General features: G+C 68.6%; 19 protein-coding genes and 2 tRNA genes. 3 read left to right on the plus strand and 18 right to left on the minus strand.

The genetic code is table 11. From position 1 onward, the window contains the following. Window positions 1-48: 48 nt before the first annotated feature. The 8 genes from MK177_06635 to MK177_06670 form a co-directional block, all read right to left on the minus strand. A tRNA-Leu gene (locus MK177_06635) sits at window positions 49-132 on the minus strand. A gap of 85 nt (window positions 133-217) precedes the next feature. Beyond that, window positions 218-442, minus strand: coding sequence for a preprotein translocase subunit SecG (secG, locus tag MK177_06640; protein MCH2426995.1), 225 nt, complete (start codon window positions 440-442; stop codon window positions 218-220). Between the two features lie 30 nt (window positions 443-472). After that, window positions 473-1,252, minus strand: a complete 780-nt coding sequence (gene tpiA, locus MK177_06645) for a triose-phosphate isomerase (protein ID MCH2426996.1) — start codon at window positions 1,250-1,252, stop codon at window positions 473-475. Window positions 1,253-1,277: 25 nt separating this feature from the next. Beyond that, window positions 1,278-2,399, minus strand: coding sequence for a phosphoglycerate kinase (locus MK177_06650; protein ID MCH2426997.1), 1,122 nt, complete (start codon window positions 2,397-2,399; stop codon window positions 1,278-1,280). A gap of 20 nt (window positions 2,400-2,419) precedes the next feature. Continuing rightward, complete coding sequence (gap, locus tag MK177_06655; protein ID MCH2426998.1) at window positions 2,420-3,457, minus strand: type I glyceraldehyde-3-phosphate dehydrogenase; 1,038 nt, start codon at window positions 3,455-3,457, stop codon at window positions 2,420-2,422. A gap of 132 nt (window positions 3,458-3,589) precedes the next feature. Next, window positions 3,590-4,456: a YvcK family protein gene (locus MK177_06660; protein MCH2426999.1), complete on the minus strand. Its 867-nt coding sequence runs from the start codon at window positions 4,454-4,456 to the stop codon at window positions 3,590-3,592. Next, window positions 4,453-5,301, minus strand: coding sequence for an RNase adapter RapZ (rapZ, locus tag MK177_06665; protein ID MCH2427000.1), 849 nt, complete (start codon window positions 5,299-5,301; stop codon window positions 4,453-4,455). The genes MK177_06660 and rapZ overlap by 4 nt, the downstream gene beginning before the upstream one ends. Before the next feature lie 92 nt (window positions 5,302-5,393). Next, entirely contained in the window at window positions 5,394-6,137 is a 744-nt protein-coding gene (locus MK177_06670) for a class I SAM-dependent methyltransferase (protein ID MCH2427001.1), read from the minus strand. Window positions 6,138-6,229: 92 nt separating this feature from the next. Here MK177_06670 and MK177_06675 point away from each other — a divergent pair, with 92 nt between their 5' ends. Next, window positions 6,230-7,078, plus strand: a complete 849-nt coding sequence (locus MK177_06675; protein ID MCH2427002.1) for an EamA family transporter — start codon at window positions 6,230-6,232, stop codon at window positions 7,076-7,078. Between the two features lie 4 nt (window positions 7,079-7,082). On the opposite strand, the gene uvrC is transcribed toward MK177_06675, so the two are convergent. The 10 genes from uvrC to MK177_06725 all read right to left on the minus strand — a co-directional run bounded on the left by uvrC (window position 7,083) and on the right by MK177_06725 (window position 21,160). Then, the gene (uvrC, locus tag MK177_06680; protein MCH2427003.1) at window positions 7,083-8,945 is read right to left on the minus strand and encodes an excinuclease ABC subunit UvrC; all 1,863 of its coding nucleotides are present in this window, start codon (window positions 8,943-8,945) and stop codon (window positions 7,083-7,085) included. A 150-nt stretch (window positions 8,946-9,095) separates the two neighbouring features. Next, window positions 9,096-11,951 (minus strand): excinuclease ABC subunit UvrA, encoded by a 2,856-nt coding sequence (uvrA, locus tag MK177_06685; GenBank protein ID MCH2427004.1) that lies wholly within the window; start codon window positions 11,949-11,951, stop codon window positions 9,096-9,098. Window positions 11,952-12,038: 87 nt separating this feature from the next. Beyond that, window positions 12,039-14,042 carry an excinuclease ABC subunit UvrB gene (gene uvrB / locus MK177_06690; GenBank protein ID MCH2427005.1) on the minus strand — a complete coding sequence of 668 codons (2,004 nt, stop codon included), beginning with the start codon at window positions 14,040-14,042 and terminating at the stop codon, window positions 12,039-12,041. 132 nt (window positions 14,043-14,174) lie between these two features. Continuing rightward, entirely contained in the window at window positions 14,175-14,822 is a 648-nt protein-coding gene (coaE, locus tag MK177_06695) for a dephospho-CoA kinase (GenBank protein ID MCH2427006.1), read from the minus strand. 36 nt (window positions 14,823-14,858) lie between these two features. Further along, the gene (gene rpsA, locus MK177_06700; protein ID MCH2427007.1) at window positions 14,859-16,259 is read right to left on the minus strand and encodes a 30S ribosomal protein S1; all 1,401 of its coding nucleotides are present in this window, start codon (window positions 16,257-16,259) and stop codon (window positions 14,859-14,861) included. Between the two features lie 243 nt (window positions 16,260-16,502). Continuing rightward, window positions 16,503-17,249, minus strand: a complete 747-nt coding sequence (locus MK177_06705; protein MCH2427008.1) for a class I SAM-dependent methyltransferase — start codon at window positions 17,247-17,249, stop codon at window positions 16,503-16,505. A gap of 10 nt (window positions 17,250-17,259) precedes the next feature. Then, a complete protein-coding gene (gene polA, locus MK177_06710) occupies window positions 17,260-19,938 on the minus strand; it encodes a DNA polymerase I (protein ID MCH2427009.1) in 2,679 nt (892 codons plus the stop codon). A 77-nt stretch (window positions 19,939-20,015) separates the two neighbouring features. Then, entirely contained in the window at window positions 20,016-20,645 is a 630-nt protein-coding gene (locus tag MK177_06715) for a response regulator (protein ID MCH2427010.1), read from the minus strand. Continuing rightward, window positions 20,638-20,928, minus strand: a complete 291-nt coding sequence (locus MK177_06720; protein ID MCH2427011.1) for a hypothetical protein — start codon at window positions 20,926-20,928, stop codon at window positions 20,638-20,640. Before MK177_06720 ends, MK177_06715 begins: the two co-directional genes overlap by 8 nt. A 148-nt stretch (window positions 20,929-21,076) precedes the next feature. Next, window positions 21,077-21,160 (minus strand) — tRNA-Leu (locus tag MK177_06725). Between the two features lie 174 nt (window positions 21,161-21,334). Here MK177_06725 and MK177_06730 point away from each other — a divergent pair. Then, window positions 21,335-22,510, plus strand: a complete 1,176-nt coding sequence (locus MK177_06730; GenBank protein MCH2427012.1) for an ACP S-malonyltransferase — start codon at window positions 21,335-21,337, stop codon at window positions 22,508-22,510. Between the two features lie 30 nt (window positions 22,511-22,540). After that, on the plus strand, window positions 22,541-23,254 hold the full coding sequence (gene fabG / locus MK177_06735; GenBank protein ID MCH2427013.1) for a 3-oxoacyl-ACP reductase FabG: 714 nt from the start codon (window positions 22,541-22,543) through the stop codon (window positions 23,252-23,254). Window positions 23,255-23,342: the final 88 nt, after the last annotated feature.

Genomic DNA, 23,342 nt, shown 5'->3' on the forward strand with positions numbered 1-23,342 from the left:
CGAGACCCAGGCGCGACGAAAACCGCTGTCAATCAGCGGCTCTCTACGTGTCGGAGGGGGGACTTGAACCCCCACGCCCTTGCGGGCACCAGCTCCTTAAGCTGGCGCGTCTGCCAATTCCGCCACTCCGACGTAACTCCCGGACAGGTCCGGATCGGCGGTCAGGATACCGCCCACTCCCCCGGCCGCCGCATGGCTGCGGGGTGCCCCAGGCGACCTAGAAGAGCAGGCCGAGGCCGATCGTGGTGAAGGCGAAGACCAGGGCCGTGAGCACGGTGATCCGGTCCAGGTTCTGCTCCACCACGGTCGAGCCGGCAGTCTGGGCACCGATGCCCCCGCCGAACATGTCGGACAGGCCGCCGCCCTTTCCGCTGTGCAGCAGCACGAGGAAGATGAGGCCGAGCCCCGAACAAGCCTGGATGATGGCGACGATCACGAACATGGTGGCGTAAGGCTATCGGTGGCCGGCCGGTCAGCCGACCAGGCGATAGGCGATGATCCGGGCGAATTCGTCGGCGTCCAGCGAAGCCCCGCCGACCAGCGCTCCGTCTATGTCGGGCTGTCGCATCAGGTCCGGTGCGTTGACCCCCTTGACCGATCCGCCGTACTGGATGCGTACCCCGTCGGCCGCGTCGCCGCCCCACTTCGCACGCACCACGGTCCGGATGGCACAGCACATCTCCTGGGCGTCCTCCGGTGTGGCCGTCCTGCCGGTTCCGATGGCCCAGATGGGCTCGTAGGCGATGACCAGGCCGGCCACCTGGTCGGCCGTCAGGCCGGCGAGGCCCTCGAGCACCTGACGCTCGACCTTCGCCGAGGCCCGGTCCGCCTCCCGCTCCTCCAGGGTCTCCCCACAGCAAACGATCGGGGTCATCCCCGCCGCCATCACGGCCTTCACCTTGCGGCTCACGTCGTCGTCGGTCTCGGCGAACAGCTCCCGCCGTTCCGAGTGGCCGACGATCACCAGGGACACGTTCAGCTTGGCCAGCATCCCCGTGGACACCTCGCCGGTTAAGGCGCCCTTCTCGTCGGCGTGGCAGTGCTGGGCGCCGAGGGCAATCGGGATGTCGTCGGACTCCAGCACCGTCTGCACGGACCGGAGGTCGGTGAACGGCGGGTGGACCGACACGTCGACCGCGTCGTAGTCGTTACGCGACAGCAGGTACGACAGCTTCTGGACCATCTGGATGGCCTCGAAGTGGTTGTGGTGCATCTTCCAGTTGCCGCTGATCAGCGGCTTGCGATCGGCCATCATCGACTCCTGTCCAGTTCCGGGTTCACTCGTGCTCACCGCGTAGGGCTGCCAGGCCCGGCAGGTCGCCCTTCTCGATCAACTCCAGCGCCGCGCCGCCACCGGTCGACACGTGGTCCATCCTGTCTGCCAGGCCGAACTGGCGGGCCGCAGCCGCGCTGTCGCCACCACCGACCACGGTGAAGCCCCGGCAGTTGGCGACCGCCTCGGCCACCGTACGGGTACCGGCGGCGAACCTGGGGTCCTCGAACACACCCATCGGGCCGTTCCACAGCACGGTGCGCGCTTCGGCTATCAGGTCGCAGAACTCCACTGCCGACCCGGGCCCGATGTCGAGCCCCATCCAGCCGTCCGGCATCGAGGTTCCGACCTGGCGCACCTCGCCACCGGCGGACGGGTCACCGATCCTCCCGCCGGGCCCAAGGGCCGTGATGTCCAGTGGCAGTCGGATCGGGGCACCGGAGTCAAGCAGCCGTGCGCATTCCCCGATCAGGTCCTCCTCCAGGAGCGAAGAGCCGACGTTGGCTCCCTTCGCCGCCAGGAAAGTGAAGCACATGGCGCCTCCCACGATCAGCTCGTCGACCACCCTGAGGAGCGCCTCAATCACGCCCATCTTGTCGCTCACCTTGGCCCCGCCCAGGATCCCCACGAACGGACGGCGGGCCGACGTGCGCAGCCCTCCCAGCACCTCCACCTCACGGGCCAGGAGTCGACCGGCCGCCGACGGGAGGTGGCGGGGCGGGCCTACGACCGAGGCGTGGGCCCGGTGGGAGGCCCCGAAGGCGTCGTTGACGTAGGCGTCCCGCCCGGCTACCAGTTGGGCCACGAACGCGGGATCGTCAGCGGTCTCCCCCGGGTCGAAGCGCAGGTTCTCCAACAGGTCCACCCCGGGGGCCAGGTCGGCCAACCGGGCCCGGACCGGCTCCACTGACCAGGCAGGATCCGGCGCTCCCCTCGGGCGACCCAGGTGGGAACAGGCCGTCACGTGGGCACCGGCATCCAGGAGGTACCGAAGGGTGGGAACCGCCGCCCGGATCCGGAGGTCATCGGTGATGACGCCGTTGGCCAGGGGCACGTTGAAATCGCAGCGCACGAGCACCCGACGACCGTCAAGGTCGCCGAGGTCCTCGAGTCGGGGAAAGTCCACGGTATCGACGGGCCGGACGGCTACTTCCGCTTGCCGGCCTTCACCTTCTTCGCTCGGCGGGTTCCTACGATCTTCGCCAGGTCGACCAGGCGGGTCGAGTACCCCATCTCGTTGTCGTACCAGCCGCAGACCTTGACCATCTTCCCTACGGCCATCGTCAGGCCGGCGTCGAATGTGCAGGAGGCTGGCCGGCCCACGATGTCGGACGACACCAGCGGGTCCTCGCTGTAGTCCAGGACCTTCGCGAGCGGACCCCTGCGGGCCGCTGCGGCGAAGGCGGCGTTCACCTGCTCGACCGTGGCGTTCTTCCTGAGGGTTCCCACGAAGTCCGTGATCGATCCGTCCGGAATCGGAACCCTCAGCGAGATGCCGTCCAACTTCCCCTTCATCTTGGGCATGACCAGGCTGGTGGCCCGGGCGGCTCCGGTCGAAGTCGGAACGATGTTCACCGCCGCTCCACGGGCCCGACGAAGATCGCTGTGCGGGCCGTCCACCAGGCTCTGGTCACCCGTGTAGGCGTGCGTGGTTGTCATGAAGCCCTGCTCCACGCCGAAGGCATCGTCCAGGACCTTGATCATCGGGACGAAGCAGTTCGTCGTGCAGGAAGCGTTCGAGACGACGTGGTGCTTCGCCGGGTCGTAGTCGTCGTCGTTCACGCCGACGACGAATGTGGCGTCGGCGTCGCCGGAAGGCGCCGAGATGATCACCTTGCGGGCACCGGAGCCGAGGTGCAGGGCGGCCATGTCGCGAGCCGTGAAGAAACCGGTCGACTCGATGACGACGTCAACGCCCAGGTCTCCCCACGGCAGGTCGGCCGGGTTGCGTTCGGAGAGGACCCTGATCTTCAGGCCGTCGACCGTGATGCCGTCCCGGGTGGCTCTCACCCTGGCATCCAGCCTGCCGTGGACCGAGTCGTTGGCCAAGAGGAATGCCATGGTGTCGATCGACCCCAGGTCGTTGACGGCGACGAACTCCAGGTCGGCGCCCCGGGCCCTGGCGGCCCGGAAGAAGTTGCGGCCTATGCGGCCGAATCCGTTGATGCCCACACGGACTGTCATTCGAAGTGCTGCCTCCTGCGACGGGTCGTCGCCCACTGGTGCGGATCAGGCCGGCGCCGTGTCTGCATACCGGACCCATGTATTGCTAGCCGATCGGTTAGCCGACGATACGGTTACCAACGCGGAAATCGGTCACATGTTCGCGGCCGTACAGGTCGAGAGGGCGGCACCCAGGAGTACCGGATCGTGGAGTCTTCCACCCGACGCCGAGACCGGAGCCCACTTCACCGGACAGGTCTCGGGCATCTCGCCGTCGAATGCCTCGTCCAGCAGGACCATGTCCGGTCGGATCCCGTGGTCCTCCAGGACCAGGAGCTGGTCGTCCAACGCCTCCGGTGACTCGACGTCGGGTTGCAGGTTCGCCACAAGCACCGTCGGACCACCCCGTCCGGCCAGGGCCTCGACCACGTCACGTGCCAGCGTCGCCGCCAGGACGCTCGTGTAGAGCGATCCCGGGCCCAGAACCACCTGGTCGGCGGCGGCTATGGCTTCTCCCACCTCGGGGGGCGACGACACGTCGGGTGGCACGAGCCGGAGCCTCACTATCCCGGAGGCCCGGTGTACGGCCACCTGCCCCTCCACCTCCCAGTCGCCCGTGTCGGCAACCAGGTCCACCGGCTGGCTGGTGGCGGGCAGCACCCGGCCGACGGCGCCCACCAGGCGGCCCACCTCGTCGAGGGAACCCAGGAGGTCGTCGCCGGCGCCGACCATGCCGGCGATCAGGAGGTTCCCGATGGCATGCCCGTCCAGTTCTCCACCCGAGAACCTCCAACCCAGCTCTGCTGTGAGCATCGAACCGTCACCGAGGGCCTCGAAGCAGCGCCTCAGGTCGCCGGGCGCCGGGCCTCCGGCGGCAGCCCTGATCCGCCCACTGGAGCCGCCGTCGTCGGCGATCGAGACCACCGCCGTGATCTCCTCCGCATATGTCCGAACGGCCCGCAGGCTGGTGGCCAGGCCGTGGCCTCCGCCCAGGGCGCAGACCCGGCGCGGGGTGCTCACCGCTCGACGTCGCGGTGGCTCACCACCGGGTCGAAGCCCCTGCCCCTGAGCATCTCGGCGACCGTCTCGGCGACCGCCACCGAACGGTGTCGACCACCCGTACACCCGAAGGCCACCGAGAGGTAGGACTTGCCCTCGGCCACGTAGGACGGCATGAGGACGGCCAGCAGGTCGCCCAACTGGTCCAGGAAGTCCTGGGTCGCCTCATGGGCGAGGACGTACTCGCTGACCGGGCCGTCCCGCCCGCTCAACGGGCGGAGGTCGGGTATCCAGTGTGGGTTGGGCAGGAACCGGCAGTCGAACACCAGGTCGGCGTCCCGGGGTAGGCCGTGCTTGTAGCCGAACGAGGTGATGGTCGTACGCATCGGTCGATCGTCGGCCTCGCCGTAGAGGGCCGACACCCGGTCACGCAGCTCGTGGACGTTGAGGTCGGAGGTGTCCAGCACCAGGTCGGCGGCGGTCCGGACTGGATCCATGATGTCCCGCTCGGCCTCGATGGCGTCCTGGAGCCCCTCATCCACCGGGAAGGGGTGCGGGCGCCGGCTGCTCTCGTAGCGACGCACCAGCGCCTCCGTCGAACAGTCCAGGAACACCACACGGAGGCGCTCCCCCGTCTCCCGCAATTCGGCCACCGCCCGAAGCGTCTCGCCGCCCGTCAGGTCGGCCCGAAGCACGAACGCCACCCGGTCCCACGCCGAGCCGCCTCCCAGCGCCAGATCGGCCACCTTGGAGGCGATGTCCGGGGGTAGCCGGTCGATGACGAACCAGCCCAGGTCCTCGAGGTCCTTGGCGAACTCGCTGCGCCCGGCCCCCGAGAGGCCGGTGATCACCAGTAGGTCGCTCATGGGAGCAGCGTAGACGGCGCCCCGGGTGCCCTTCCCTGCAGACCGTGGCCCTCAGGCCACCACTTCGGCAATGGACACGGACAGCGTCTCCCTCAGGCCTCCCTCTCGGCCACCAGGACCAGGAGACGTGGGATGGTCGAGGCCTCCCGGTACTCCGACGCCCGGGCCAGGAAGCCCTCCGGCGGTGCCGGTTCGTGCATGCGTCGCAGCACCATGCCGTGGTCGGCCATGGCGTTCACATACCGGCTGAGGGGCCGGTGTACGAAAGGCAGGAACACGTCCTTGTGGACCTCCTCCAACTCGATGGACTCCACCAGGTATGGCCCAATGCGCCAGTACTGCTCCGGAGGGTCCAGGACCTGGTCGTCGATCCAGCCGCTACCCGGTGTCTGGAGGAGGGGGTGGTTGAGGAAGAAGGCGAACCGCCCACCCGGCCGGAGCACCCGGGCCACCTCGGCGATGGCCTCGTCGACCGCCTCTATGTGCTCGAAGACCAGGCAGGCCACCACGGCGTCGAAGGAGGCGTCGCCGAACGGAAGGTGGTCGGCACCTGCACGCAGGTAGGACGGGCCACCAGCACGGGCCACGGCCGCGAGGACCTGCGCCGCCGCGGGATCCACGCCCACGACCGCCGACGCTCCCAGGCCGGCCGCCAGGCGGCTGATCTGGCCCTCCCCGGCCCCCACGTCCAGAATTCGGTCGTAACCGGCCAGCAGATCGGCGGCCAGCGGAAGTATCTGCTCGGTGTACTCGGCATCGGTGCCATCTGTGAAGCTGTCTTGCCACCATCCGGCGTGTTCCTCCCACGGGTCCGCGTCCGCGGCGTCATCGTCCACCGTCTGAGCCTCGCACGGCCCGGTGCCGAGCGTGGACATTGGCAGGCCGCCACACAGGGCCCGGGTGTGGCCGCCCCCTAGCCTCCTCGGGCGTGGCCGCCGCCCTCGCCCTCCTGTCCGCCCTGCTGTTTGGGGCCGCCGACTTCTTCGGCGGAACGGCGGCGCGCCGCACCCACGTTCTGGTGGTGGTGGCCGCCTCGCACCTAATTGGCCTCGCCCTGATCCTCGCAGTCGCCCCGGCCATAGCCGAGACCGTCTCCGGCCGGGACCTGGCCTACGGGGCCCTGGCCGGGCTGTTCGGACTTCTAGGCATTGGCCTCCTCTACCACTGTCTCAGCCAGGGTCCGATGGCTGTCGTGGCACCGATCACCGCCATCAGCAACTTCGCCCTTCCCGTCCTCTGGGGAGTGGCCTTCGGGGAGCGCCTCTCGGCGGTCAACGTGGTCGGGGTGCTCCTTGGACTGGTCGCCATCACCCTCGTCTCCCGCGGACCCAACACAGGTGGAGTGGCCAGCCCCACACGCGTTCCCACCACCCTCCTGCTGGAAGCGCTGCTCGCTGGTGTGGGATTCGCAGGGTTCTACATCGTCATGGCCGCCACCGCTGAGGCCAGCTTTCCCTGGCCCCTTGTCAGCGCCCGTGTGGTGGCGGTCGGTGTGGCACTCCTGCTGCTTGTTCGCGTCGGGCGCTCCCCGATCCCGAGGAGGGCCGAGGGCGGAACGGCCATCGTCATGGCCGGCCTCCTCGACATGATGGCAAATCTGGCCATCCTGGCGGCCATTCACCGTGGGTTGCTCAGCCTCACGGTGGTTCTTGCCTCGCTGTACCCGGCTACCACCGTCATCCTGGCCCGAACGGTCCTCGACGAGCGGATGAGTCGGAGCCAGGTGGTTGGCCTGTTCGGCGCACTGGCCGCCGTGGCCTGCATCGTCGGCGGATGAAGGCTCAGCCCGGCCGATGGACCTTGGCGAAGACCGCTGCAGCCACCTTGTCCGGCAACCACGACAGCGCCTTCAGGTCGTACAGCGATGCACGCTGTACGGCACGCACCCCGCCGAAGGCAGCCACCAGGCGCTTCCGCCTGGTCGGCCCTAGGCCGACTATGCCGTCCAGCACAGAGCCCGTCATGCGCCGGGAGCGGAGCCGACGGTGGTATTCGATGGCGAACCGGTGGGACTCGTCACGGATCCGCTGCAGCAGGTAGAGCGCCTCCGAGCCGCGCTCCAGGCGAACCGGCACCGACGACCCTGGGCGGTACACCTCCTCGAACTGCTTGGCCAGCGAGGCGACCGGGATCCGGTCGCCCAGGCCCATCTCGGCGACCACGCGTTCGGCCACCCCCAACTGTCCCTTTCCACCGTCCACTAGGAGCAGTTGTGGTGGGTAGGAGAAGCGACCCGGTCGCTCATCGAGGGGCACGGCCTGCTCCTCCAGGAAGGCCGTAAGGCGCCGGGTGAGCACCTCGGCCATCGCCGCGTAGTCGTCGTTGCCCTCCACCTGTCGGATCTTGAAGTGCCGGTACTCCGACTTGGCGGGCAGGCCGTCCTCCATGACCACCATCGAGCCCACGTAGTCGGTGCCCTGGAGGTGGCTCATGTCGTAGCACTCGATCCGCAGCGGGGCCTCGGGCAGCCCCAGAGCCTCCTGCAGTTCGCTCAGGGCCCGGGCCCGGGTGTTGTGGTCTGCTGCCCGCTTCAGGCGGTGCCGCACGAACTCCTCCTCGGCGTTGCGCGTGACGGTCTCCAGCAGGGATCGCCTGTCCCCTCGCTTCGGTACCCGGATCGTCACCGGTCGACCGCGTTCGGCTGCCAGCCACTCGGCCAGCAGCGGCCCGTCATCCGGATCCTCGGGAACCAGCACCTCGCGGGGTATCCCCTGCGGGGGATCCTCCCGGTAGTGGGCCGACAGGACCTCGGCCACCAGCCGCCCCCGGTCCAGGTCCTCCGCCCTGTCCACCACGAAGCCCTTGCGCCCCACCACCCGTCCCCGTCGTACGTAGAACACCTGGGCCGCCGTCTCCAACTCGTCGCCCGCCAGGCCGATGACGTCGAGGTCCTCATGGCGGGCGGCCACCATCTGCTGCTTCTCCAGCACCCTCAGCACGCTGGTGAGCCGGTCGCGCAGGCGGGCCGCCGCCTCGAACTCGAGGGCCTCGGAGGCGTCAGCCATCTCCTCCCTGAGTCGGGCGACCACCTCGTCGGTGTCGCCGTCCAGGAACCGCAGCAGATCGCTCACGATTCCGGCGTAGTCCTCTGCTGTGACCTCCCCGACGCACGGGCCACTGCACTTCTCGATGTGGAAGAGGAGGCACGGCCGGCCCATGCGCTGGTGCTCGTCGAACTTCGAGTCGCTACAGGTCCGGGCCGGGAAGGTACGCAGCAGCAAGTCGAGGGTCTCCCGGATGGCCCCGGCGTGGCCGTAGGGCCCGAAGTACCTGACCCCCCGCTTCCGCTTTCCCCGGGTGACCATCGGACGCGGCCACTCGTCGCCCACCGTCACCGCCAGGAACGGGTAGGACTTGTCGTCCTTCAGGTCGACGTTGAAGCGCGGCCGGTGCTCCTGGATGAGGTTGAACTCCAGCATCAGGGCCTCGAGCTCGTTGGCGACCTGGATCCACTCCACCGTGGCCGCCTCGTCGAGCATCTGGGCCGTACGGTTGGCCATCCTGTCCCGCCGCCCGAAGTAGCTGTTCAGGCGGTTCCGGAGGCTCTTGGCCTTGCCCACGTACAGGACTCGACCCTCGGCATCGCGGAACTGGTACGACCCCGGTGCGTCGGGCACCGTGCCCGCCACTGGACGTTCGACCATCGTCAGAGAGTAGGGGCCGTGCACCCCTGGTGGGACCGTCGGGTCGTCGGCCGTCACATCACGGTGGACGCCGAGACGGCCGAGTGGACCAGGGTGGCCCTGGACCGGATGCTCGCCATCACCTGATCTGAGGCAGTCGGCAGACCTGGGTCAGGCCAGCATCCCTGCCAGGAACCTGCCGGTGTAGCTCCCTGGAACCTGTGCAACCTGCTCGGGCGTCCCGACGGCCACCACCGAACCGCCCTTGTCGCCACCCTCCGGACCCAGGTCGACCAGCCAGTCGGCCGTCTTGACCACGTCCAGGTTGTGCTCGATGACGATGACCGTGTTTCCGTGGTCGACCAGGCGGTTGAGCACGCCCAGCAGCTTGCGCACGTCCTCGAAGTGGAGCCCGGTGGTCGGTTCGTCGAGTATGTAGACGGTGTGTCCGGTGGGACGCTTGGCCAGTTCGCTGGCCAACTTCACCCGTTGGGCCTCCCCTCCCGACAGGGTGGGAGCCGACTGTCCGAGGCGCACATAGCCCAGCCCGACGTCGACCAGGGTCTGCATGTGCCGGGTGATGGAAGGCTGGTTCTGGAAGAAGCCGAGCGCCTCGTCGCACGACATGTCCAGGACGTCGGCGATCGTCCGGCCCTTGAAGCGCACGTCCAGGGTGTCCCGGTTGTAGCGCTGTCCCTTGCAGACCTCGCATGCGACGTAGACGTCGGGCAGGAAGTGCATCTCGATGCGGATGGTGCCGTCGCCCGAGCAGGCCTCGCACCGTCCGCCCTTCACGTTGAAGCTGAACCGGCCCGGCTGGTAGCCCCGGATCCGGGACTCCTCGGTCCTGGCGAACAGTTTCCGGACGTGGTCGAACACGCCCGTGTAGGTGGCCGTGTTGGACCGTGGCGTCCGACCTATGGGCGCCTGGTCGATGTTGATGACCTTGTCGATGCCCTCGGAGCCCTCCAGCGCCCTGTGGAGTCCGGGTGGCACCTTGGAGCGGTACACCCTCTGCATGAGGGCCTTGTGCAGGATCTCGTTCACCAGGGTCGACTTGCCCGATCCGGAGACGCCGGTGACCGCCACGAAACAGCCAAGCGGGAACTCCACGTCGATGTCGTGGAGGTTGTTCTCGCGGGCACCCCTCAGCAGCAATCGGTCGCCGTCGGCGGGGCGGCGGACCTGCGGTACCAGGATCTCCTTCCCGCCTGAGAGGTACTGCCCGGTGAGGGAATGCTCCAGTGCCAGGAGGCCCTCCAGGTCGCCGGAGTGGACCACCTCGCCGCCGTGCTCCCCGGCTCCGGGTCCGATGTCGACCACGTGGTCCGCTGCCCGGATGGTCTCCTCGTCGTGCTCGACGACGATCACCGTGTTGCCCAGGTCACGGAGCCGCTCCAGGGTGTCGATGAGGCGCCTGTTGTCCCGCTGGTGGAGGCCGACGGACGGCTCGTCCAGCACGTACAGCACGCCGACCAGGCCGCTGCCGATCTGTGAGGCCAGGCGGATCCGCTGGGCTTCACCCCCGGCCAGGGTTGCCGCAGAGCGGGACAGGCTGAGGTAGTCGAGGCCCACGTCCAGCAGGAAGCCCAGCCGGGCGTTGACCTCCTTGAGGACCTGCTCGGCAATGATCGCCTCCCTGTCGGTCAACTCCAGGTCCCGAAGGACCGCGGCCGCCTCAGCGATCGACAGGCCGCAGACCTCGGCCAGGGAATGTCCGTCGATGGTCACGGCCCGCGAGAGGGGGTTGAGCCGAGCCCCCCCACAGTCGGGGCAGGCCACCTGGCGCATGTAGCCCTCGAAGTGCTCCCGTTGGACATCGGACTCGACGTCCTGGTGGCGGCGTCGCAGGTAGGGCATCACGCCCTCGAAGTTGGCCGAGTAGACACGGGAGCGGCCGAACCGGTTCTTGTACCTGACCTGGACCCGACCCCCGATGCCGCCGTCTAGGAGGGTTCTGCGGTGCTTCGCCGAGAGCTTCCGCCAGGGCATGTCCGGGTCGATGCCCTGGTCGGCGGCGACGGCCTCGATCAGCCGGGCGAAGTAGCGGTTGCGGCCTCCCGACCAGGGCGCGATGGCGCCCTCCGAGAGGCTCAGGTCGGCATTCGGGACCACCAACTCAGGGTCCACCTCGAACACCGAGCCCAGCCCGTTGCAGTGCTCGCACGCGCCGTAGGGGCTGTTGAAGGAGAAGTTCCGAGGGGCCAGGTCCTCGAACGATTTGCCGTCACTGGGTCGGGAGAGGTGCTGGCTGAACACGATGGTCCTGGGTTCGGCCGGCTGGCCGTCCTCGTCGACGTCGGCGTCCCGGGGGACCACCTGAATCTCGGCCACTCCCTCGGTGAGGGCCAGCGCCGTCTCCATCGACTCGGTGAGGCGTCGCTCCAACCCGTCGCGCAGCACCAGGCGGTCCACGACCACCTGAATGGTGTGCATCTCGTAGCGGGCCAGGTCCACGTCGTCGCCTAGCTCGTGGGGTTCGCCGTCCACGATGGCCCGGCTGAAGCCCTGGGCTGCCAGGTCGGACAACAGGGTGTCGTAGGTGCCCTTCCGCCCCCGCACGACCGGTGCCAGCACCTGGAACCGGGTGCCCTCCTCCATCTCCAGAACCCGGTCCACGATCTGTTGGGGTGTCTGGCGGACCAGGCGCTCGCCGGTCTCGGGGTCGTGGGGCAGGCCGATTCGGGCGTAGAGGAGTCGCAGGTAGTCGTACACCTCGGTGATGGTGCCGACCGTGGAACGGGGGTTGCGCGAGGCGCTCTTCTGGTCGATGGAGATGGCCGGTGAGAGTCCCAGGATGAAGTCCACGTCGGGCTTGTCGATCTGGCCCAGGAACTGCCTGGCGTAGGCCGACAGCGACTCCACGTAGCGACGCTGTCCCTCGGCATAGATGGTGTCGAAGGCCAGCGACGACTTGCCGGATCCCGAGATCCCGGTGAACACGATCAGCCGGTCCCGAGGGAGGTCCAGGTCGACGTCCCGGAGGTTGTGTTCGCGCGCTCCCTTGACGATCAACCGGTCCGACATCGCCGGCGAGCCTAGGCCGGGATCGGTGGACGCCACGGGCCGGCGCCCTGCCCACCCCGCACCATCGGCGTGGGCTCCGGACCAGGGTCAGACGGCCTCTGAGAGGTCCCGAAGCTCGCGTTCGATCTCCCTGATCTCGTCCCGGAGCCTGGCCGCGTACTCGAACCGCAGGTCGGCAGCGGCTTCGCCCATCTCCTGTTCGAGGGTGAAGAGCAGGCGCTGCAGGTCGTCCAGTCCCATGGCGGCGAAGTCCTTGGCCAGGCGTTCCGTACGGCGCCTGCGACCTGCCGAGGTGGGGGCCTCGGCGCCGGGCCGGATCATCTCCAGAATGTCGCTCACCGCCTTGCGCACGGTCTGGGGGTCGATGCCGTGCTCGGAGTTGTAGGCCTGCTGCATGCTCCGACGTCGCATCGTCTCGGCGATGGCCCGCTGCATCGACGGGGTGACCGCGTCGGCGTACATCACCACCTCGCCGTCGACGTTACGGGCCGCTCGGCCGATGGTCTGGACCAACGAGGTCTCGCTGCGCAGGAACCCCTCCTTGTCGGCATCCAGGATGGCCACCAGGGACACCTCGGGAAGGTCCAGGCCCTCGCGCAGGAGGTTGATGCCGACCAGCACGTCGAACTCGCCGAGCCGTAGGTCCCTCAGGATCTCGATTCTCTGCAGCGTGTCCACGTCCGAATGGAGGTAGCGCACCCTGACCCCCTGCTCCAGCAGATAGTCGGTCAGGTCCTCGGCCATCTTCTTCGTGAGCGTGGTCACCAGCACCCGCTGCTGTGCGGCCACCCGGCCCGCGATCATCTCCAACAGGTCGTCGATCTGCCCCTTCGTGGGACGAACCACCACCTCCGGGTCGACCAGGCCCGTGGGACGCACGATCTGCTCGACCACCCGACTGCTGGCCTCCAACTCCCAGTCCCCGGGCGTGGCCGACAGGAGCACCACCTGGCCGACACGGCCGGTGAACTCCTCGAAGGTCAACGGCCGATTGTCGGCGGCCGACGGCAGCCGGAAGCCGTGCTCGATGAGGGTCTTCTTGCGGCTGCGGTCGCCAGCGTGCTGACCGTGCAGCTGGGGAACGGCCACGTGCGACTCGTCCAGCACCACGAGGAAGTCGTCCGGGAAGTAGTCCAGCAGGGTGTAGGGCCGATCACCGTACGACCGGCCGTCCAGGTGCATCGAGTAGTTCTCGACCCCGTTGCAGTAGCCCAGCTCGGCCAGCATCTCGAGGTCGTACTCGGTCCGCATTCGGAGTCGCTGGGCCTCCAGCAACCTGCCGTCGGCTTCGAACTCCGCCAACCGGGCGGCCAGTTCGGCTTCGATCCCGGTGATGGCCCGACGGATGTTGGCTGCGTCGGCCATGTAGTGCGTGGCCGGGAAAACCACCAGTTCGCCCACCTGGCGGAGGTGCTCGCCGGTGAGCGGATCCACCTCGGTGATGGACTCGACCACGTCGCCGAACAGGGATATGCGGAATGCAGTCTTCTCATAGGCGGGGTGGATCTCGAGCGTGTCGCCCCTGACCCGGAACCTGCCCCTTCCCAGCACCATGTCGTTGCGCTCGTAGTGCATGTCGATGAGCCGACCCAGGGTGGCACGGTGGTCTATCTCGAGGCCGACCTCCAGGACCAGCAGTTGGCCCTCGTAGTGCTCCGGTGATCCGAGCCCGTAGATGCACGAGACCGATGCGACCACGATGGTGTCCCGCCGGGTCAGCAGCGAGGCGGTCGTAGAGTGTCGCAGCCGGTCGATCTCGTCGTTCACCGAGGAGTCCTTTTCGATGAAGGTGTCCGAGGTCGGGAGGTACGCCTCGGGTTGGTAGTAGTCGTAGTACGAGACGAAGTACTCGACCCGGTTGTCGGGGAAGAACTCCCGGAGCTCGTTGGCCAGCTGGGCGGCGAGCGCCTTGTTCGGGGCTATGACCAGGGTGGGCCGCTGCACTCGCTCGATGGTCCAGGCAATGGTGGCGCTCTTGCCGCTCCCGGTGATGCCGAGGAGCGTCTGGAACCTCTCTCCGCCCAGGATCCCGTCGCTCAACTCCTCGATGGCCCGTGGCTGGTCACCGGCCGGTTCGAAGGGTGCCTCCATCCGGAAGGCATGGCCACGGGACGGCCCGACCTGGCCCGTGGAGATTGCCGAAGGTGGTCCGGAAGACATCGTGTCGGCCATCGGGGCATGGTACCCAGCACCCGCCGGCGGCTCCCGTTTACGATGGCGGGGTCAGCTGTCCTCGGCCCTGCTGCCGATTCGAGGTACCCCAGAGCCGGACTGCGGGCGTTCCAGGCTGCAGATCCATGACCATGCTCGGTCCACCTCCCGGGTCAGGTCCTCGAGGCTGCCGCCGTTGTCGACCACCAGGTCGGCCCGACCCAGGCGTTCCTCCCGGGATGCCTGGCGCGCTATCCGGCTCCGGGCATCGTCCGGTGTGAAGCCACGGCCGGCCACCAACCGCGTGACGGCCACCTCCGGATCGACGTCGACCACGATGACCCCGGCCAGGCCCTGGTGGCCCGACTCGACGAGCAGTGGTATGTCCAAGATCACCGTGGCGTCGGTATCGGCCAGTGCTTCGCGTCGCCGGCTCATCTCGTCGCCCACAGCCGGATGGACGATCCCGTTCAACGCCGCCAGCTCATCCGCATCGGCGAAGACGATGTCCGCAACCGCCTGGCGGTCCAGCCCACCGTCGTCGTCCAGGATCCTGTCGCCCCACCGCTCGACCATGGCCGTGAAGACCGGTGTGCCGGGTGTCTGCAGGTCCCGGACGATGGCGTCGGCGTCCACCAGGGACGCTCCCCGGTCCCCGAGCATCGCCGCCACGGTGGACTTGCCGGAGCCAATCCCGCCGGTCAGGCCTATTTCCAGCATCTGGCCAGGGTCGACTTCAACGTGGCCCCGGACGGATCAGACCCCGGTGGTCTCCGGCTCGACGACCTCGGCTGCCTCATCGTCGGAAACGTCGTCGGTAGCTGCCTCATCGTCGGAAACGTCGTCGGTAGCTGCCTCATCATCGGAAACGTCGTCGGTAGCTGCCTCATCATCGGAAACGTCGTCGGTGGCGGTAGCCGCGCCCTCGTCGAACATGTCGGCCCAGGCCTCCTGACCCTCCGAGTCTTCACCACCGATGAAGTTGCCCTCATCGTCGTAGGCGTGCTCGCCGAAGTGCTCCTGGTACTCGGCTGCGACGATGCCTCCCTCGGCGGCCTGCTTGACCGACAGGCTGATCCGGCGGCGCTGGAGGTCGAGGTCGATGATTTTCACCCAGAGTTCCTCACCCGGGGTGACCACCTGCTCGGGCAACTCGACGTGGTGGGCTGACATCTCGGAGATGTGGACGAGGCCCTCGATGCCGTCACCGACCTGGACGAACGAGCCGAAGGGAACGAGCTTGGTGACCCGGCCGTAGACCAGTTCGCCGACCTGGTGAGCGCCGGCGAACTCCTGCCACGGATCCTGTTGGGTGGCCTTCAGGGAGAGGCTGATGCGCTCCCGGCCCAGGTCCACCTCAAGCACCTGGACCTCGATCTCATCACCCACGGTCACGACCGAACCGGGGTGGTCGACGTGCTTCCATGACAGCTCGGAGACGTGCACCAGGCCGTCCATGCCGCCCAGGTCCACGAAAGCACCGAAGTTGACCACGCTGGACACGACGCCCATACGGATCTCGCCGGGCCGCAGGTTGTGGAGGAACTCCTCACGCTGTTCCTTCTGGGTCTCCTCCAGCCACGCCCGCCGGGACAGGACCACGTTGTTGCGGTTCTTGTCCAACTCGATGATCTTTGCGTCGATCGTGGTGCCGATGAAGGGCTGCAGGTCACGGACCCGCCGCAGATCCACCAGGGAGGCCGGCAGGAATCCCCGCAGGCCGATGTCCACGATGAGGCCGCCCTTGACCACCTCGATGACGGAGCCGGAGACGATGCCATCGCCTTCCTTGATCTCCTCGATCCTGCCCCAGGCCCGCTCGTACTGGGCCCGCTTTTTGGAGAGGATCAGGCGCCCGTCCCTGTCCTCGCGTTGGAGGACCACGGCCTCGATCTTCTCGCCGACGGCCACAACCTCGCTGGGGTCGACGCCGTTGCGGATCGACAGCTCGCGTGGAGGGATCACGCCTTCGGACTTGTACCCAATGTCGAGGAGGACCTCGTCCTTGTCGACCCGTACGACGGTGCCCTCCACGAGCTGCCCATTCTCGACGTCGACCATGGTGGCCGAGTAGGCCTCCTCCAGGGTCAGGGTGCCGAGGTCGTTCTCGGTGATCGGGCGGGGAACGTACTCGCCGCTCTCGTCGAAGGTCCCCATGGGCGTGGATTCGAGGGCGGTTGCGGTCAGGGTGAGGTCGGACACGTGTTCTTCTCGTCGGATGGGAGTAGGTGGACAGGGTCAGTCCGGGAGCCCACGGTTGCGCGGATCGGACCGCAAGAGCCTACCGGGGGACGACTGCTACAGCGCCCGGAGCCGTTCCAAACTGTCCGAGGCCCGTTCCAGGCTGTCCGAGGCCTGCTCCGGGGCGCTCTGTGCTCATTCGGGGTGCCGATGTCCGGCTCAGGGGCACCGCCGCCCCAGGACCAGGAACTCCGGGTGCTCCAGGTCGGGTGCCCGATCCGAGTAGTCCCCCGGCCGGACCGAGCGGATTCCGATCACCTCCAGGCCAGCCCGGTCACAGAGGAGGCGAAGCTCACGTGGGGTGAAGCAGGTCGTCCACAGGTCGGCCGCGACCTCCGACCCGTCGACACCGCGCAGCACCGTCCGCTCCTGGTTGACCCCGGAGCCCGCATCGAAGTCGTCATGGTCCTCCAGGAAGCGGACCTGGAAGTAGGCGGAGAAGGCACTCATGGCCACTCCCCCGCCGGGCTTAGCCGCCGCCACGATTCGCTCCAGGATCACCCCGTCCGGGTCCACCACCCCATCGTCGGCTCCCGGGCCGCCTGCCAGGCCGAAGGCCCCCTGGCAGAGGGAGATGACGGCATCGAACTCCGCTTCGAAGTCCATCCGTCGGGCGTCACCGACGACGAAGGAGGCGCCGTCAGGAGCCTCCAGGCGGGCGAGGTCGATGAAGGTGGACGAGACGTCCACACCCACCACCGAGAATCCACGTCGGGCCAGCTCGTGGGCGTGGCGACCGGGCCCGCAGCCGACGTCCAGGATCCGCTGGCCAGACCTCAGGCCCAACGCGGCCACGATGGTGTCGACCTCATGGACCGTGCCGTAGGTGAACGAGTAACGCAGGTAGGCGGCACCCAGGTGGTCGGCCACCTCCTCGAACCAGTGGTTCCCGCCCCGTTCGACCACCTGGCCTCCCTCAGCCCTTGGCGGCGGCCCAGGTGGTGCCGACCGCCACCTCCACGGCCAACTCGACCCGCAGCTCGTAGGCGCCGGTCATCTCGGCCCGGACCATGGCCTCGACCTCGGAGAGCTCGTCGGGCGGCACCTCCAGGATGACCTCGTCGTGGACCTGCAGGACCAGGGCCGTGGTCGCCCCGGCGTCCCGGAGACCCCGGTCGATGCGGATCAGGGCCACCTTGAACACGTCTGCGGCCAGACCCTGAATGGCGGCGTTCATGGCCTGCCTCTCCCCCGCCAGCCTGACGTTGTAGTTGGGCGACGAGAGCTCCGGTATGCGCCGACGGCGGCCGAACAGGGTTTCCGTGTAGCCCTTCTGTCGGGCCTCTGCCACCGTCCGGTCCATGTAGGCACGGATCGCCGGAAAGGCCTCGAAGTACGAGTCGAGGATCTCGGCGGCCTCCTCCACCGGGGAACCGAGGCGCTGGGCCAGGCCGTAGGCCTCCATGCCGTAAGCCAGGCCGTATGCCACCATCTTCGCCCGGTTGCGGACCTCGGTGGTGACCTCCGAGGGGTCGATGCCCCAGGTCCGCGAGGCCACGGCGGTGTGCACGTCGTCTCCGGCCTCGAAGGCGGCGATGAGCCCCGGGTCATCGGCCAGGTGGGCAATGCAGCGCAGCTCTATCTGGTTGTAGTCGGCCACCAGCAGGGACCGGCCCGGCGCCGGCACGAAGGCTCGCCGGAATGCACGGCCGGCCTCGGTACGAATCGGGATGTTGTGGAGGTTCGGGGCGTCGGAGCTGAGCCGACCCGTCCTGGCCACCGTCTGGTTGAACGTCGCCCGGATCCGGTCTCCCGGCCCGACCGCGGCCAACAGGCCCTCGCCGTACGTGGAGCGGAGCTTCTCAACCTCCCGGTAGGCCAGCAGGTGATCAACCACCGGGTGGTCCCCGCGGAGCCGTTCCAGGGTCGCAGCGTCGGTCGAGTACCCGGTCTTGGTCTTCTTTCCCGGGGTGAGGCCCAGGTTTCCGAAGAGGACCTCCCGGAGCTGCTGGGTGGAGTTCACGTTGAACTCCTCCCCGGCAGCCTCGTGCACCATGCCCCGAAGCCGGTCGCAGTCCGACGTCAGTTGGTCGCGCAGCCGGGTCAGCTCGGCCACGTCGACCCCCACGCCCAGCTCCTCCATCCGGGCCAGCACGGCGACCAGAGGCACCTCGAGGGTGGCGTTCAGCTCGCGTAGGCCCTGGGCTTCCAGGGCTGCCAGGAGCGGCTCCTGCAGGACGGCTGCTGCCGCTGCCCGGACCCCCGCCTCGACCGCCGGGTCGAAGGTCTCCCCGGACAGGTCGAGCTGCCCATCAGGAGGCCCCAGGTCGGACAGGCTCCGCCCATCGTGGCGTTCCAGCAACGTCGCCAGGTCGTAGCCGGCGTCGGCCGGGTCCAGCAGGTACGCGGCCAGGGCCGTATCCATGACGAGTGTCACCTCGTCCAGCCCGAGGCGGGCCATGGCCCTGAGCGCCGGCTTGGCGTCGTGGGCCACCACCCCGGGTCCGCCCGGTCCGAGCAGGTTTCGGAGCGCCTCCAACGAGTCGGACAGCAAATTCTCGTCGACCCACCATGCCCGCTCGCCGTCGGACAACGCGATGCCGCCACCCAGACCGGGCCCGGTGGCGCTGGGCGGCGGGTCCTGCACTGTCGCCATCCCGATCGGGGATCCCGTGAGTGCCCGCACGGCGGCAAGGACCGCCGCCCTGTCGAAGCAACGTTCCACGGCCACCTCCAGGTCGCCGGCCGGGCCGCCGGGTCCATCGGCCGGTCCACCGAAGTCCACGCCCAGCAGAGGGGCGAGGTTCTTCCGGGCCCTGCTCAGCTCCAGTACCTCCAGGAGACCGCCCGCCCGCTCCATGTCGACCGGCCCCTGTTCGAGGTCGTCGACGCACAACCCGAGGGGGACGTCGCGCACCAGGGCCATGAGCTCCTCGTTCAGGCGTGCGAGCGCCTCGTGCGCCAGCAGGTTCTCGCTGAGCCTGGGGGTCTGCTCTCCGGCGGCAGCAAAGACGCCATCCAGCCCCCCATAGGCGTTGATCAGCTTCGCGGCCGTCTTCTCGCCGACGCCGGGGACACCGGGGAGGTTGTCCGAGGGGTCCCCCCGGAGTGCCGCATAGGCGACGTAGTCGACGGGTCGCACACCGGTGCGTTCCCGGATCCCCGCCTCGTCGTACAGGGCGTAGTCCGACACGCCCCGCCTGTTGTAAAGCACGCGGACATGGGGATCATCGACCAGTTGGTAGCTGTCCCGGTCGCCGGTGACGATGGTGACGTCCCGACCGGCGGCCGACGCCATGGTGGCCAGGGTGGCGATCACGTCGTCGGCCTCGAAGCCTTCGGCCTCCACCACCAGGAACCCCAGGGCATCGACCAACTCGCGCACGAGGTCCAACTGCTGGTAGAGGCTGTCATCCTGCCTCTCCCGGTTGGCCTTGTAGGAGGGCAGCCGCTCGTGGCGGAACGTGTCGCCCGGCAGGTCAAAGGCCACCACCACCCCGTCGGGCTCATGCTCCCGGAGCAGGGTGATCAGCATCTGGGTGAAGCCGAAGATGGCGTTCGTCTCCTGGCCGGACCTGGTCACCATGTCCCGAGAGATCGCGAAGAACGCCCGGTAGATCAGGGAGTTACCGTCGAGGATCAGCAGGCCGGACACCGGCCGGACAATACCGCGGACCCCGTGACCGCTACCGCCCACGGTCGGCCATGTACCGCTCCCGTGGGCAGGTCCGGTCAGGGGCGAAGGTCGTCGCCGATGACCGCCCGGGCCACGTCGGCCATGGTCCGGCGACCGGACATCGCTGTGACCTGGATGAAGCGGAAGGCCTCACCCTCCGACAGCCCAGCGTCGTCGATTAGGACGCCCTTGGCCCGGTCGATCGCCTTCCGGGCCTCCAGCCGGTCGGCCAGGGTACGGGCCTGGTCGGTCAGCGCACGCATCTCCCGATGGCGTGCCAGGGCAATCTCCACGGCCGGTACGAGTTCCGAACGTTGGAAGGGCTTAACCAGGTAGGCCAGTGCCCCGGCCTCGACGGCCCGATCGATGAGCTCCCGCTGGCTGAAGGCGGTGAGTATCACTACCGCGGCGTCATGGGAGGCGGCTATCCGTCGAGCCGCCTCGATCCCGTCAAGTCCCGGCATCTTGATGTCCAGGATGACCACGTCGGGATCCAGGTCGCCTACGAGCTCGACGGCGTGGTCGCCCCGACCCGTGTCACCGACCACGTCGTAGCCCTCGTCCTCGAGGGTCTCCTTCAGGTCCAGCCGGATTATGGCCTCGTCCTCGGCGAGGACCACCCGGACCCTGGTGGAAACCTCGCCTGGGGTGGCGCCGTCGGCGGCGATGCCGAGCGTCTCACCCATCGGCGGCCAGCCGGTCCAGCAGGCCGTCCTGGGCGGCCTCCAGTCGTGAGATCTCGGCCACCACCTCATCCCGGTGGCGGGCCATGGTACGGGCGTGTCGGTCTGCACCCCGATGGGCCCGCTCGGAGATGGCCGTCTCGGATACCAGCGACCTGACCCTGGCGTCGTCGGCGTCGGCGGCGAAGTGGGCCAACTGTTCCTCTGCCACCGCCAAGTCGGCCCGGAGCCGCCGAAGGCGGTCGCCGAGCTCTCTCAGCCGTCGTTCGATCACCGGTCGTGCCATGGGACTAGCCAGTCTACGGACCTGGAACCGCTGGGCCGTCCCGACCAGGCGAAGCCGACCGCATGGCCCATGGGAGGGGCCAGTCCAGGTCCGTCGCGACCGGGCGCAACGCTGCGGGGACGCCGCAGCCGGCAGCCTGTCGTCATCGTGCCCGGGGCGGGACTTGAACCCGCACGACCTCGCGGCCAGAGGATTTTGAGTCCTCCGCGTCTGCCAATTCCGCCACCCGGGCGACCGGCCGAGCCTACCGGTGGGCATTACCGCACCTGCCGGTCCCCATGCTCCCGCGCCGCCCATCTGGGCCACCGTGCCCAAAGGAGCCGCCCATCGGCCACACTATGGGCCGCAGGATTGGTCAGGCTGCCGCCCGGCCCGGCCGTGGCACCACCGCCCGAGGAGACCAACGATGATCGCCTTCACGTACTCCGGCCAGGGCTCCCAGCAGCCAGGCATGGGCGCTCCGTGGGTGGACCACCCGTCGTGGGAACTGGTCGAGGATGCCTCGGCGGCAGCCGGGCGGGACGTGGCCCACCTCCTGCTCGAGGCCGATGCCGAGAAGCTCCGCGCCACCCGCAACGCCCAACTGGCCACCTTCGTCACCAGCATGGTCATCCTGGACGCAGTGGCCCGCCTGGGCATCGACGCAGCCGGCCACGCTGGGCACAGCCTCGGGGAGTACAGCGCCCTGACGGCTTCTGGAGCGCTCGACTTCTCCGACGCGGTGGCCCTTGTCGTCGAGCGGGGCGAGGCCATGCAGGAGGCCGCCCGGGACCCGATCGGCACCATGGCTGCGGTTCTGGGCCTCGATGACGCCGGCGTGGAAGAGGCGTGTGCCGAGGTTGGTGGCTCCGTGTGGGTGGCCAACTACAACGCCCCGGGCCAGGTGGTAATAGCCGGTGACCCGGATGCCGTCGCCGCAGCCGGCGACGGGTCAAGGGCCCGTGGCGCCAAGCGGGTCACCGGACTGGAGGTATCCGGTGCCTTCCACACACCGTTCATGTCCCCGGCCAGGGACCGCCTCGGCGAGGCCATAGAGCGAACCGACCTCCGGTCGCCGGAGAGCGTGGTGGTGGCCAACGTGGACGCCGGCATCCATTCGAACCCCGCAACCTGGCGGGTGCTCATGAATGCCCAGCTGTGCAGCCCGGTCCGCTGGTCCCAGACACTCCAGACCCTGACCGGGGCCGGATTCACCACGTTCGTGGAGCTGGGCCCCGGCAGCGTTCTGACCAGCCTGGTGAAGCGCAGCCTGAAGGGGGCGCTGCGCCTCACGGTCAACACGCCTGACGACCTCGACACCCTCCTGGACGCGTTGGCCGCACCGCTCGACGATGGCGTCCATGCACCCGAGGGAGAACACCTCTTCGCCACGGACCGGATGGTGGTCAGCCCCTGCGCCGGGGTCTTCACCCCTGTGCCGGACCTGTATCCGGGCCAGCAGGTCGCAGCAGGCGCACTCCTCGGCCACATCGGCGTAGAGGAGGTCTACTCCCCGTTCGCCGGTGAGCTCATGGGCTGGCTGGCCGTGGAAACCGAACGGGTGAGCTCATCCAAGCCGATCGCCTGGCTGCGGGCCACCTGACCTTATGACGATTATCCCCGGGAGGGTGAGATGAGCCGAGTCGTGATGGTTACCGGAGGCAACCGGGGAATCGGGTTGGCATGTGCCCGTGCGTTCGCCGCAGACGGCCACCGGGTAGCGGTGACCTGTCGGGGCGAGGCCCCCGGGGAACTTGCCGACGCCGGGATCCTGGCCGTTCCGTGCGACGTCACCGATTCCGCAGCGGTCGAAGCCGCCTTCGCCTCCATCGAGGAGGGCCTGGGCCCGGTCGAGGTCCTCGTGGCCAACGCCGGCATCACCCGCGACGGCCTTGTGCTGCGGATGTCTGACGAGGACTTCATCGACGTGATCGACGCCAACCTGACCGGCGCCTTTCGCGTGGCCCGGAGGGCCGTCAGATCGATGATGAAGGGCCGCTGGGGTCGGATCATCCTGGTCTCGTCGATCGCCGGACGGATAGGCCAGACGGGCCAGGCCAACTATGCGGCCTCCAAGGCCGGTCTGGTCGGCCTGGGTAGGTCCCTGGCCAAGGAGTTCGCAAGCCGCAACGTGACGGTCAACGTGGTGGCACCGGGCCCGATCCTGACCGACATGCTCGCCGGCCTCCCTGAGGACCAGCAGGCCGCCTACGCCGAGGCGGTACCGCTGGGTCGCCTGGGAGGGGCCGAGGAGGTGGCGGCCGCCGTCACCTTCCTGGCCTCGGACGCCGCCGCCTACATAACCGGGGCGGTGCTCCCGGTCGACGGCGGCCTGTTCATGGGCTGAGCCCGTGTGTCGGCCTACATGGGCTGACCTCCGCCGGCTCCCCGGCTGACGGATCGTCAGGCTGTGACAGGAATGACCACCTCCTCCG

This window comes from Acidimicrobiales bacterium (genome assembly GCA_022452145.1).
Classification (GTDB): Bacteria; Actinomycetota; Acidimicrobiia; order Acidimicrobiales; family MedAcidi-G1; genus UBA9410.